The sequence below is a fragment of the Corynebacterium sp. HMSC08D02 genome (genome assembly GCF_001807505.1).
Lineage (GTDB): Bacteria > Actinomycetota > Actinomycetes > Mycobacteriales > Mycobacteriaceae > Corynebacterium > Corynebacterium pseudogenitalium.
Map to the genome: position 1 here is coordinate 39,305 of NZ_KV789238.1, position 12,252 is coordinate 51,556.

The window sequence follows — 12,252 nt, forward strand, 5'->3', positions numbered from 1 at the left end:
ACGCCTTACTTACGAGGTGTACGCAGCACATAGCCGACGCCACGCACCGTGTGAATCAACGGCACATCACCGTTATCCACCTTGCGTCGCAGATACGAAATGTACGACTCAACCACGTTGCCGTCGCCACCAAAGTCGTAGTGCCACACGTTATCCAGAATCTTCGCCTTCGACAGCACCACCTCAGCATTCAGCATCAAGTAGCGCAGCAGGTTGAACTCAGTCGGCGACAGCTCAATGATCTCGCCGGCCTTCGTCACCTCGTGCGTCTCATCATTCAACGTCAGATCGGCGTAGCGCAGCGTCGTATCCTCATCTGCGTCCTCCGTCACCTTGCCACGACGCAGAATCACACGCAGACGAGTAATCACTTCCTCCAAGGAGAACGGCTTCGTCACATAATCATCGGCGCCAATAGTCAGGCCGTGGATCCGGTCCTCCACCGCGTCCTTCGCCGTCAGGAACAACACCGGGCCGTCAATGCCCTCGCTGCGCAGCTTGCCCAACAGCTCAAAGCCATCCATCCCCGGCATCATCACGTCAAGGATGAACGCGTCCGGACGGAAGTCCTTCACCTTCTCCAGCGCCTCCTGGCCAGACCCCGCACTCTCAACCTCAAAGCCCTGGAACTTCAAAGAAACCGTCAACAACTCAACGATATTCGGCTCATCGTCAACAACGAGCACCTTTACAGGCTTCGTAGCCTCAGACATGTACAGTTCACTCCTTCATAGACCAGGGCATTCCACGCCTCCTGTTACTTCTCTCAGGAAACGCGTCGGCGCCACGAATGGCTTCCACGCCCGCGAACATAACTGTCTCTATCTAACGCCGTTTCTCTGAACGTTTCCTGTACACCCCCTGCACGTGGGTGAGTAAAACAGGGATAGTCCGCCGGGAGAGGCGGGGTTGGGGCCGGTTGGATTTCGTTCCGGTCGACCTCTTAGCGTCGACCAATGCAGGTCGTCGGGAATGACTGTGCATTGCCTGGGCACCAGATCTCACCGCCATCAAACGCTGAACTGGGGAAACGTCGCTTGGCCTTGGCGAGAATGGGGAAATTGGTGCACCGGGGCGATTGCGGGGCGTCGGGCATCAAAATAGTTCCCTGAGCCGGGGAATTTTTCGGGCGCTCCCCCAACGCAAACACCCCCTCCCCGGCGTTAGGTACGTCCCGGGAGGGGGTTTCAGAGCTAGAGACGAGACTTGAACTCGCAACCTACGCATTACAAGTGCGTTGCGCTACCGATTGCGCCACTCTAGCAGCGCTGAAGAGTCTACACTAACGTTCACTCGTTTACCGAAATCCCACTTCCTACCTCCACCGATGCCCTTCAGCGTCCCGACGAGCCCGGCAGGGTCGGTGGGGATGAACCCGGAAAGGGTGGTGGCGCCGGCATCGAAAAGCGTGGGTGTCATTGGGGTTGATGGACCGACAATGATGGTGTCCAGCCCGGATGCGAGCTCCAAGAGGCGGGGCATCGTTTTGTTCACGAGGGCAGAGGCGGTGATGAAGACTGCATCCAGATTCGGGGCGAGGTATTCGAAGGCGGAGTCCGGATAGTCGCCGGGACGTTGGACTCGCTCGAAGACGTAGAGGTCGGCGACGTCGCGGAGGGTGCGCTCCAGGCCTGGGAAGTGCCCGACGACGCCAACGCGCTTGCCGGCGTAGTGGGAGGCGTAGGCGACGAATGCGTCCGGAGCTTCGGCGAAGTGGGATGCGTCGCGGTTCACCCAAGCATTGATGGCGGCGAGGCCGACGCCGGCTTCGGCGAAGTTCCACGATGTGACCATGGAGGCGGCGTCGATAAGAGGGCGTCCGATTGGGGACTCGGAGAGGACGGGGCGGCCGTCGCCGGAGTAGACGGCGGCGATGCCGACGTGGCCGTCGGAGGTGCGGAGCCAGGCCCAGTGGGGTGCGATGCCGAAGTCGGTGACGGTGATGGTGGTCGGGGTGGCGTCGATAAGTTGCTCGTAGAGTTGCCAGGTCATGTGGCCATTCTAGGCGTGTCGGGGTGGCTTGCTAGGGTCGAATACGTGAACTTGAATTCGCTGTGGGAGTTTGTCCGCGGGTCGCGCCAACATGTGGCAACGATTGACGCGGCGCGAACGTCGCCACCGCCGTCCGTGCTTGCCCCGATCGATCTGACGGATACCGCGCAGGTAGCCGGGGTGATGAATATTGCTGCGCGCATTGGGGAGATCCTGATCGCGAATGGCACGACGTCTTCGGATGCGATTGCGCAGATTCACACAGTGACGTCTTCGTATGGGCTGCACTACTGTCATGTGGACATCACCGTGAACACGATCATGATTAACACGATTATTGGGGTGCACAAGCGTACCCCGGTCAACGTGTTCCGCGTGGTCACGATGATGAGCGAAAACTACCACAAGCTGCAGGAGGCGGACCGGCTGATTCGCTCGATTCGTTCGGGTGCCACGCCACCGGAGCTTGCGGAGAAAATCCTCGACGATATTGATAACTCCCCTATCCCGTGGCGCAATACGCGGTACCTGGCGGGTTGGCTGGTGATGGGCGCGGCCGTCGCGATTTTGCTGGGCGGGGACTTGTTCATGTCAGCGATCGGCGGCCTGACGTCGTTTCTCATCATGGGATTTAACAAGATTCTGTCCCGCAACTCCCTGCCTTACTTCTTCCACTGCGCCATCGGCGGCTTCTTGACGACGATCCCGGCGGCGCTGTTCTACGAGGTCGCGCCGATGATCGGCAAGACGATTGTGCCCAGCCAAGTGATCGCGGTGGGCATCGTGGTCCTGTTGGCGGGTCTGACCTTGGTGCAGTCGCTGCTTGACGGGGTGACGGGCTCGCCGGTGACGGCCTCGGCGCGATTCTTCCAGACACTGCTCTTTACCGGCGGCATCGTGGCTGGTGTCGCGATTGGGTTGAACACGTGGGAGCTCATGGGCCTGGGCTTGCCTCCGCTGGAGACAATGCTGGGGACCCCAACGTTTAGTGGTGCGGCGGCGCGTATTGCGGGGAGTACGTTGGCGTCGGCGTCATTCGCGGTGACGTGCTTCGCGGAGCGCCCCGCGGTGGTGGTGGCGGCGTTTACGGCCGCCGCCGGTTCGAGTATGTATTACCTGTTTTTGATCCCAATCGGCTCCGGTGCGTTGATGGCGACGGCGGCGTTGGCGTTCGTCGTCGGCCTTGCGGGTGGTTTGATTGCCCGCCGTTTCCTGATCAACCCGGTGATCACCGCGGTGGCTGGTGTGACCCCGTTCCTGCCTGGCTCTGGTGTGTATCGCGGGATGTACGCCATGATGAACGAGCAGATCGTGGTGGGCCTGACCAACCTGTTCATGGCGGTCGGCACCTGTATGGCGCTGGCTGGCGGTGTGGTGTTTGGCGAGTGGGTGGCGCGCCGTCTGCGTGCCCCGCAGCACTACATTCCGTACGAGGCTTTCAAGCGGGCCGGGCGCTTCACGTTCCAGCAGATCCGACGACGGAGGCCCCCAGGCGGGCTTCGTCACTAATATTGGCGTAGAATCGTTGTGCTAGTAATGCGCGTCATACAAGGAGGAACCCGTAGTGCCACCCAAGATCACCGACTCTCGCCCCTCGCCTGAGGCGCTCCACGCCGTTGAGGAGCAGACAGCATCTGGTGCTCGCAGGATTGTTGCTACCTACGCCGAGGACTTTTTTGATGGCGTGACCTTGATGTCCATGCTCGGTGTCGAGCCACAGGGCTTCGTGTACAAGAAGTACGCGGAGGAAGTCCTGGGCGCTGAGGAAGAGGAAGAGCCGAAGAAGGCGACCAAGAAGAAGGCTACGAAGAAGAAAGCCACCAAGAAGAAGGCTTCTAAGAAGAAGGCCACGAAGAAAAAGGCCACCAAGAAGAAAGCAACAAAGAAAAAGGCCACCAAAAAGAAGACTGTAAAGAAGAAGTCGTAGTTGTGAATGAGTTCGTAGTGGTGGCTAACCGCCTGCCCGTCGACCGTGTCGAGGGCGGGTGGAAGGCGTCACCCGGCGGGCTCGTGGCTGCGCTCGCACCCGTGTTGCGGGCACGCGCCGGTTGCTGGGTGGGGTGGTCCGGCGCGGTGGATGAACCGGTCGCGCCGTTTCGCTTTGATGGCATTGACCTGCACCCGGTGACGTTGGACGCCCAGGACTACGAGGAGTTCTACGAAGGTTTCTCCAACTCGACGTTGTGGCCGCTCTACCATGACTTGATCGTGGCCCCGCAGTACAACGAGCAGTGGTGGCGGCGCTACCGCGACGTTAACGTCCGCTTCGCGCGCGCGACCGCCGAGGTGGCGGCGCAGGGCGCGACGGTGTGGGTGCAGGACTACCAGTTGCAGCTGGTGCCGGGCCTGCTGCGCGAGATGCGCCCCGACCTGACCATCGGGTTCTTCCTGCATATTCCATTCCCCTCCCCCGACCTGTTCCGTCAGCTCCCGTGGCGCGAGGAACTCATCGGCGGACTCAACGGCTGCGACCTGGTGGGGTTTCAGCGCGAGGCGGATGAGCGCAACTTCCGCGCGCTCGTCGGCGACGATAACAACAGCCCGCGCAGTGGAACGTTCCCGATCTCGATTGACCCGGCGGCGGTGCAGGTTGGCTCGCCGGAAGCGGTGGCGAAGCTGCGGGCGTCGGTAGGGAATCCTGCGGCCCTGATGCTGGGGGTGGACCGCATGGATTACACGAAGGGCATCCTGCAGCGTTTGCTCGCGTTTGAGCAACTGCTCGAGGAAGGTGTCGACGCCACCCTGATCCAGCTGGCCACTCCGTCGCGGGAGCGCATCGAGCACTACCGCGAGACCCGCCGCCAGGTCGAAGAGGCCGTGGGCAGGATTAACGGCCGCTTCGGCTCGGTGGGTCGCCCTGTGATCCACTACATGCATCGCGGTGTATCCAAGCAGGAGCTGGGCACGTTCTATGCGGCTGCGGACGTGATGTTGGTGACGCCGTTTAAGGACGGCATGAACCTGGTGGCAAAGGAGTACGTGGCCTGCCACCCGGACGGGGACGGCGCGTTGGTGCTGTCCGAGTTCGCCGGCGCGGCCGTGGAGCTGCACGATGCGTATTTGTGCAATCCGTTCGAGGGGGCGTCGATACTTCGGGCGATGCGGGAGGCACTTGACCCGGATCCGGAGCGGATGCGGCGGATGTATGCGCGCGTGTTGGGGCACGATGTGCACCGGTGGGCCGCGGAGTTTTTGCAGGAGGTTGCGCGATGAAACGGCTGGTTGTTGCAGGTGCAGCACTGGGGCTGGCGGCGTGTTCGCCGGCGCCGCCGGTGTGGCAGGTCGTTGCGGTGTACACGGCTCCGGACACGCCGGGGGATGTGCCGGATCGGGCGAATGTGAGCATCGACGGTTCGAAGCTGACGGGCTCGACGGGATGCGGCAAGGTTGAAGGCGACGTCACGGTCACTGAAGACACGCTGACGGTCAACGAGATTTCTTTCGCCGACACGGCGGGCTGCGAGGGGGCGGCGCGCTACACGCACGATCAACTGGCGTCGCTGGTGGTGCCGGAGGCCACGTTCCGAATCAACAATGTCAGTGACACCGAGAAGGTACTCACGCTCGAGGGCGACGACGTGAACGAACCGAGCATACGGGTGATGATGCTGTGAGTTCCATCGCCTACTTATCGACGGCCCCTTCGCTCCTTGTCTGCCTCGATTTCGACGGCACGATCAGCGAGCTGAACCCGGACCCTTATGCGGTGAAACCGCACCCGGTGGCGCTGGAGGCGATTGAGCGCCTGGCGCACGCCCCGAATACGGAGGTGGCGATGCTGTCCGGCCGCCACCTGGAGGGCCTGCGCAGGGTGTTCCCGCTGCGGAACCCGGTGGTGTTGGTGGGTTCGCACGGCGCGGAGCCTGGCCCGGAGCTTACGCCGGAGGATGTCGAGTATTTGGACGCAATCGAAAAGCAGCTGGAGGCGATCGCGGTCCCGCCGGCGTACGTGGAGGTCAAGCCGTACCAGCGGGTGCTGCACGTCGCGCCGGTGGAGGACGCGGCGGAGCGCGAGCGCATGCTGGCGGAGGCGCTGCGGATTCAAACGCCTCGCCCTGTCACCCCGGGTAATAACGTGGTTGAGTTTTCCGCGGTGGATGTGTCGAAGGGCTCGTGGCTGCGGGCCCACAAGCAGCGCTTTGCTGCGACGCTCTTCGCTGGTGATGACGTCACGGACGACACAGCGCTAGCGGTGCTGGGGCCTGCGGATGTGGGGATCAAGGTAGGGGTCGACGTCGCAGGCGTGGACGAGATGGCGGCCTTCCTGAAGGCGCTCGCCGACGCTCGTTGTTGATATTCATTTTCAATACCACGTACAATGGCGGCCATGTTTTCACGACGCTTCATTGGCATCCTTGCTGCATCGACGCTCGCACTGAGCGCCTGCAGCAGCACTGACAGCACCGGCGACACCGCAGCTGATGCCGCCGACGGCCAGATCGTGGCCACGACGCAGGTGTGGGCGGACGTCGCGAGCCTGGTGACGGGCCAGGACGTCCCCGCGATCATCTCGAATACCTCGGTGGACCCGCACGACTACGAGCCGACGGCCGCCGACCTGGCGCAGGTGGCGAAGGCAGTGCTCGTGGTGGCCAACGGCGGCGCATACGACGCCCGCATCTACGACGCGGCGGAGGACGCGAACGTGATCTCCGCACTGCCGCTGACGGAGGCGCACGAGCACGAGCACGGTGAGCATGGCCATGACGACCACGACCATGAGGGCCACGACCATGACCACGCCCACGAGGAAAACGAGCACATCTGGTACTCCACCGCGGCGATCGCGAAGGTGGGCGCGGACCTCGCGCAGCGCACTGATGGCAGCACGGACGCGCTCGACGGGAAGCTCGAGCAGCTGCAGACGAAGCTGGACAGCCTCAAGGCAGCCCGCGTGGCGCAGACGCACCCAATCGCGGACGCGATCATCGAGGAGTCCGCGCTCGAGGACGTCACTCCGGAGTCGTTCCGGCACGCAACGCTGAACCACTCGGAGCCGTCCTCGGCGGCGCTCGCGGAGTTCATCGCTGCACTCGAGTCCGGCGAAATCGACATCCTGATTAACAACCCGCAGAGCCCGAACGGTGTCTCCGACAAGCTGGTTGAGGTGGCGAAGGCCAACAACGTGAAGGTCGTCGACATTTACGAGACCCCGCCGAACGGCGAGAACTTCTTCGACTACTTTGCCAAGGCGCTTGACGAGCTCTAATGCTGCACCTGACCAACGCCTCTTGTGATCCCCTGTGGCACGACATCAACCTCGATGTCGCCGCGGGGGAATTTGTCGCTGTGCTGGGCCCGAACGGCAGCGGCAAGTCCACGCTGCTCGGCACGATCCTGGGTACACGCAAGCTCAGCTCGGGCACCATCACGGCGCCGAAGAACATCGGGTTCATCCCGCAGCAGCGCATGTTCCCGCCGGAACTGCCGGTGCGGGTTCGCGATCTGGTGTCGCTCTCGCTTGAGCACCGTCCGCTGCGTCGGCCGAGGAAGGGGGACGTCGATAAACTGCTGGACAGCGTGGGCGCGCTCCACCTTGCCGACGCCCGCGTGGGCACCCTGTCGGGCGGCCAGCAGCAGCTGGTGCGACAGGCGCAGGCCTTTGCGAAGCAGCCCGATCTCATCCTTGCCGACGAGCCCCTGCTCTCCCTGGACGTGGCGCGCCAGCGCGACTTCGTGTCCCGGCTGCACGCCGCGAAGGTCGCGGTGGTGATGGTGACGCACTCCATCGATCCGGTGATCGACATCGTGGACACGGTGCTCTACCTGGGCCCGCACGGGCACGTGGTCGGCAGTGCCGACGAGGTGCTGCGCTCCGAGGTGCTCAGCGAGCTGTACGGCGCTCCGGTGGAGGTCGTGCGTGTGGGTGGGAAGACGGTGATCCTGTAAATGCTGGAGCAAACGCAGTACCTGCTCGGGTTCGATTTCGTGATCGTTGCGCTGATTGCCTGCGCGATGCTGGGCGTGCTCTCGGGTGTGATCGCGCCGCTGATCGTGATGCGGAAAATGTCATTCGCGGTGCACGCTACTTCTGAGTTGGCGTTGATGGGTGCCGCGGTTGCGCTCGTGACGGGCCTGAACCTCAGCTTGGGGGCCGTCGTCGGCTCGATTGTGGCGGCGATCGTGCTCGTGCTTTTGGGGCTTCGCAGCGATACGGATTCGTCTGTGGGCGTGGTGATGAGCTTCGGCATGGGTATCTCCGTGCTGTGCATCCACCTCTACCCCGGCAACTCCACCACGGCGATGGCGCTGCTCACCGGCCAGATCGTCGGGGTGAGCAGGGAGAACCTCGGGGTGCTGACTGCCACCACGCTGCTAGTCGTGGTGGCCGTGATGGTGCTGTGGCGGCCGCTGCTGTTCGCCTCCGTAGACCCGGAGATGGCGGCCGCCAGCGGGGTACGCGTGAAGATGCTGGCCACGCTGTTCGCCATCCTGCTCGGCATGGCGGCCGCCCAGACCGTGCAGATCGTGGGCGTGCTGCTGGTGATGGCGCTGCTGATCACGCCCGGCGCGTCCGCGGTGGCCATTACGGCGCGGCCCGCGGCGGCGGTGGCGTGGTCTGTGCTCTTCGCGGAGCTCGCCGCCGTGGGCGGCATGCTGCTCTCGCTGGCGCCCGGCCTGCCGGTGAGTGTGATGGTGGCGTTCGTGTCCTTCGCCATCTACCTCGTGTGCCGGGCGGTGGGCTACTTCACGCGGCGCTGACGTGCGAACTCGCTGAGCACCACGCCGGCCGCGACGGAGGCGTTCAGGGACTCTACCCAGTCGGTCGTCGGGATGGACATGATCACGTCGCAGTTTTCCCGCACGAGCCTGGAGATGCCCTTGCCCTCCGAGCCGACGACGATGACTACCGGGTCGGTGGCGCCCTCGAAAGTGTCCAGTGTGTGCTCGCCGCCCGCGTCGAGGCCCACGACCATGTAGCCGTTGTCCTTGAACTGCTTGACAGTACGGGTCACGTTGGTCACACGCGCGACAGGCAGGCGAGCCGCTGTGCCCGCCGAGGTACGCCACGCCACGCCCGTCACCTGCGCGGAGCGGCGCTCCGGGATGATCACGCCGTGGCCGCCGAACGCGGCCGTCGAGCGGATCACCGCGCCAAGGTTGCGCGGGTCGGTGATGTTGTCCAGGATGACGAACATGCCGGTCTCCCCGCGGTCCGCCACACCCGCGACCAGGTCGAAGACGTCCGCGTACTTGTACGGCTGGATCTTCAGCCCGATACCCTGGTGCATGCCGTTGCCGGTCATCATGTCCAAGTCGTGGCGGTCCACCTCCTGCACCGGGATGTTGCGGGAGTTCGCCAGGGTGACGGCCTCGCTGAGGCGGTCGTCGTGCCCGGTGCCGCGTGCCACGAACAGCGCCTCGGCTGGCACCTTGGCGTGCAGGCACTCCACGACGGGGTTGCGGCCAACAACCATGTCCGGCAGCTCGCGCTCGTGGCGGCCCTGGTCGCGGCGCTTGCGCTCCAGCTTGCGCTTGTGCGCCGCGTGGTAGACGCGGTCCTCGGCCTTCGGGGTTGCGCCCTTGCCGCGCAGCCCGCGGCGACGCTGCCCGCCCGAGCCCTTCGTGGCGGTCTTCTTGTTCTTCTTCTGCTTATCGGGGCGGTGGTATGGCTTGGCCATTAGTTCTCCTTCAGTTGCCACTGCGCGCCGTCGGCGGTGTCGGTGACCTCGATGCCTGCGGCGGCAAGGCGGTCACGCACGGCATCGGCCGCGGCCCAGTCCTTCTCGGCACGCGCGGCGGCCCGGCGCTCAAGCTCGGCACCAACCAACACATCAAGTGCCTCGGTTACTCCATTATTTTTCGACGCCCCATCGTCCCACACACCGGGGTCCACCCCCAACACCGCGGCCATCGCACGCACCTGAGCAGCCAACTCGGCTGCCTTGGCGGTATCGTGCGCGGCGAGCGCCTTGTTGCCTTCACGGACCACGTTGTGGATTTCGGCGAGCGCGCGGGGCACGGAGAAGTCGTCGTCTAGCGCCTGGGCGAAGCCTTCGGTCCAGGTGGTCGACTCGGGCGTGCCGGCGCGATGCACGAAGTCCTCGATGCGGCGGTAGCCCGCCGCGGCCTCCTGCAGCGCCTCCGGCGAATACTCCAGCACGCTGCGGTAGTGCGCGGATCCCAGGTAGTAGCGCAGCTCCACCGGGCGCACGGCGTCCAGCATGTTGTCGATGCTCAGCACGTTACCCAGCGACTTCGACATCTTCTCGCCCGCCATGGTCACCCAGTGGTTGTGCATCCAGTACTGGGCGAAGCCATCACCCGCGGCGTGGGACTGCGCCTGCTCGTTTTCGTGATGCGGGAACTGCAGGTCCAGACCGCCGCCGTGAATGTCGAACTCGGCGCCCAGGTACCAAGTGGACATGGCGGAGCACTCCAGGTGCCAGCCGGGGCGGCCGTCGCCCCACGGGGTCGGCCAGCTCGGCTCGCCCGGCTTGGCGGCCTTCCACAGTGCAAAGTCGTGGCTGCCACGCTTGCCGTGCACGTCGCTCTCGCCCTGGTTCATCTCCTCGACACGGTTGCCGGACAGGGAACCGTAGTCGTCGCTCGCCTTCGTCCAGGCGGCCACGTCGAAGTAGACGGAGCCCTCGGAGGCGTAGGCGAAGCCGGCGTCGATAAGCCGCTGCATGTAGTCGACCATCTGGGTGACGTGGCCCGTGGCGCGCGGCTCGACAGACGGCGGCAACACGCCGAGGGTGTTGTAGGCGCGCGTGAACTCGCGCTCGTACGTGCTGACCCACTCCCACCACGGCCGATCGTGCTCGGCGGCCTTGTTTAAGATCTTGTCATCGATGTCGGTGACGTTGCGCACGAACGCGACGTCGTAGCCCTTGGCCGCGAACCAGCGGCGCACGATGTCGAACGCCACCCCCGAGCGCAAGTGCCCGATATGCGGGGCGGACTGTGGCGTGGCCCCGCACAAGTAGATGGAAACGTGGCCCTCACGCAGCGGGCGGAATGGACGCAGCGTGCGCGTCGCGGTGTCAAAAATCTGTTGGGTCTCGGCAGTCACGGCCCTTAGCTTAGTGCAACCAGCGCAGTAGCGACGGCAGCGCGCCCCTCACCCGAACCGGTGAAACCCATGTGGTCCGTCGTAGTCGCCGTCACCGACACAGGGGCGCCGAGCGCCTCCGAGAGCACGCGCTGCGCTTCCTCGCGCACCGGGCCCATCTTCGGGGTCTGGCCAATCATCTGCACCGACACGTTGATCACCTGGTGCCCATGCTGCTCGAGCAACTCCCGCAGCTCCTTGAGCAGCTGCGTGCCCCGCACCCCGTCATACTCCGGCCTACCCACCCCGACGAAGGACCCCAGGTCCCCCAGGCCCGTCGCCGAAAGCACCGCATCCACCACGGCGTGGCTGACAACATCGCCGTCCGAGTGCCCCTCGCAGCCGTCTTGGCCCTCGTGGAGGATGCCCGCGATCCAGCACGGCTTCCCGGCCTCGATCTGGTGCGCGTCCAACGCGGTACCGACTCTGAACTGTGGAAAATCTGTGTGCGACGTCATGCGCGCAAGCCTACCGCGTGCTCCCCGACGGCACCTCGAAGATTGTCGGCTCCGCCTCGTCCGTAATGCTCTGCGCCAGGCGCATGTCAATCGGCGTGGTGATCTTAAACGCCATCGGGTCCCCCTGCACCGTGTGCACGTCCACGCCGAACCACTCCATCAGGCTCGCGTCATCCGTGGCGACGAAGTCTGGCGTCCCTTCGTAGTACGCGCGGTTCGCGGCGAGCAGAGAACGCAGGTCAAAGCCCTGCGGCGTCTGCACCGCCCGCAGCGTCGAGCGATCCGGGGTGCCGACGACGCGCCCAGCTGCGTCGATCTCCTTAATGGTGTCGACGACCGGCAGCACCGGCACCACCGCGTCCGCGCCCTCGAGCACGGCGCGGGCGACGCGCGCGATCATACCGGGCGGGGTCAGGGCCCGGGCGGCGTCGTGAATGAGCACGCAGGCGTCCTCGTGCTCGATCGCCTTGAGGCCCTCGTAGATAGAATCGGCGCGCTCCGCGCCCCCGTGCACGAAGCGGACGTCGTGGCCTCGCAGCGTGGTGCGCGCGATCTCCTCCATCTCGGGGCTGACCACCACGATGATCGAGTCCACCACCTCGGCGGTCTCCATCGCGGTCACCGAGCGCTCCAACAGGCTGCGCCCACGCAGCGGCACGAACGCCTTCGGCACGCTCGCGCCGAGCCGCGTGCCCTGGCCTGCCGCAGCGACGACGGCCACTACCCTGCGAGACATTTGGCTACGTC

Annotated in this window: 14 protein-coding genes and 1 tRNA gene; 8 read left to right on the forward strand and 7 right to left on the reverse strand. The window is 64.6% G+C overall.

Annotation, left to right across the window (positions count from 1 at the left end):
* Positions 1–5: 5 nt before the first annotated feature.
* The 3 genes from HMPREF3170_RS04575 to HMPREF3170_RS04585 form a co-directional block, all read right to left on the reverse strand.
* Positions 6–713 (reverse strand): response regulator transcription factor, encoded by a 708-nt coding sequence (locus HMPREF3170_RS04575; protein WP_070361930.1) that lies wholly within the window; start codon positions 711–713, stop codon positions 6–8.
* 478 nt (positions 714–1,191) lie between these two features.
* Positions 1,192–1,264, reverse strand: a tRNA-Thr gene (locus tag HMPREF3170_RS04580).
* Entirely contained in the window at positions 1,243–1,992 is a 750-nt protein-coding gene (locus HMPREF3170_RS04585; RefSeq protein WP_083290865.1) for a DUF364 domain-containing protein, read from the reverse strand. Before HMPREF3170_RS04585 ends, HMPREF3170_RS04580 begins: the two co-directional genes overlap by 22 nt.
* Before the next feature lie 45 nt (positions 1,993–2,037).
* Between HMPREF3170_RS04585 and HMPREF3170_RS04590 the strand changes: the two genes are divergently transcribed.
* The 8 genes from HMPREF3170_RS04590 to HMPREF3170_RS04625 are packed head-to-tail and all read left to right on the forward strand — an operon-like array spanning position 2,038 to position 8,694.
* Entirely contained in the window at positions 2,038–3,501 is a 1,464-nt protein-coding gene (locus HMPREF3170_RS04590; protein ID WP_246814913.1) for a threonine/serine exporter ThrE, read from the forward strand.
* Positions 3,502–3,556: 55 nt separating this feature from the next.
* Positions 3,557–3,919 carry a hypothetical protein gene (locus tag HMPREF3170_RS11705; RefSeq protein WP_070361929.1) on the forward strand — a complete coding sequence of 121 codons (363 nt, stop codon included), beginning with the start codon at positions 3,557–3,559 and terminating at the stop codon, positions 3,917–3,919.
* A gap of 2 nt (positions 3,920–3,921) precedes the next feature.
* The gene (locus HMPREF3170_RS04600) at positions 3,922–5,205 is read left to right on the forward strand and encodes an alpha,alpha-trehalose-phosphate synthase (UDP-forming) (protein ID WP_070478096.1); all 1,284 of its coding nucleotides are present in this window, start codon (positions 3,922–3,924) and stop codon (positions 5,203–5,205) included.
* Entirely contained in the window at positions 5,202–5,606 is a 405-nt protein-coding gene (locus HMPREF3170_RS04605) for an META domain-containing protein (RefSeq protein WP_070478098.1), read from the forward strand. The genes HMPREF3170_RS04600 and HMPREF3170_RS04605 overlap by 4 nt, the downstream gene beginning before the upstream one ends.
* Positions 5,603–6,286 (forward strand): trehalose-phosphatase, encoded by a 684-nt coding sequence (locus tag HMPREF3170_RS04610; protein WP_070478100.1) that lies wholly within the window; start codon positions 5,603–5,605, stop codon positions 6,284–6,286. The genes HMPREF3170_RS04605 and HMPREF3170_RS04610 overlap by 4 nt, the downstream gene beginning before the upstream one ends.
* 33 nt (positions 6,287–6,319) lie before the next feature.
* Positions 6,320–7,201 carry a metal ABC transporter solute-binding protein, Zn/Mn family gene (locus HMPREF3170_RS04615; protein ID WP_246814914.1) on the forward strand — a complete coding sequence of 294 codons (882 nt, stop codon included), beginning with the start codon at positions 6,320–6,322 and terminating at the stop codon, positions 7,199–7,201.
* Positions 7,201–7,881, forward strand: a complete 681-nt coding sequence (locus tag HMPREF3170_RS04620) for a metal ABC transporter ATP-binding protein (RefSeq protein WP_070478104.1) — start codon at positions 7,201–7,203, stop codon at positions 7,879–7,881. Before HMPREF3170_RS04615 ends, HMPREF3170_RS04620 begins: the two co-directional genes overlap by 1 nt.
* Positions 7,882–8,694, forward strand: a complete 813-nt coding sequence (locus tag HMPREF3170_RS04625; RefSeq protein WP_070478106.1) for a metal ABC transporter permease — start codon at positions 7,882–7,884, stop codon at positions 8,692–8,694.
* Here HMPREF3170_RS04625 and rlmB read toward each other — a convergent pair.
* The 4 genes from rlmB to ispD are packed head-to-tail and all read right to left on the reverse strand — an operon-like array spanning position 8,676 to position 12,241.
* Positions 8,676–9,614: a 23S rRNA (guanosine(2251)-2'-O)-methyltransferase RlmB gene (rlmB, locus tag HMPREF3170_RS04630; protein ID WP_070478108.1), complete on the reverse strand. Its 939-nt coding sequence runs from the start codon at positions 9,612–9,614 to the stop codon at positions 8,676–8,678. The two genes, HMPREF3170_RS04625 and rlmB, sit on opposite strands and share 19 nt — an antisense overlap.
* A complete protein-coding gene (cysS, locus tag HMPREF3170_RS04635; protein WP_070361921.1) occupies positions 9,614–11,008 on the reverse strand; it encodes a cysteine--tRNA ligase in 1,395 nt (464 codons plus the stop codon). Before cysS ends, rlmB begins: the two co-directional genes overlap by 1 nt.
* Positions 11,009–11,013: 5 nt before the next feature.
* Positions 11,014–11,505: a 2-C-methyl-D-erythritol 2,4-cyclodiphosphate synthase gene (gene ispF / locus HMPREF3170_RS04640; RefSeq protein WP_070478110.1), complete on the reverse strand. Its 492-nt coding sequence runs from the start codon at positions 11,503–11,505 to the stop codon at positions 11,014–11,016.
* A gap of 10 nt (positions 11,506–11,515) precedes the next feature.
* On the reverse strand, positions 11,516–12,241 hold the full coding sequence (gene ispD, locus HMPREF3170_RS04645) for a 2-C-methyl-D-erythritol 4-phosphate cytidylyltransferase (RefSeq protein WP_070478112.1): 726 nt from the start codon (positions 12,239–12,241) through the stop codon (positions 11,516–11,518).
* Positions 12,242–12,252 lie beyond the last annotated feature (11 nt).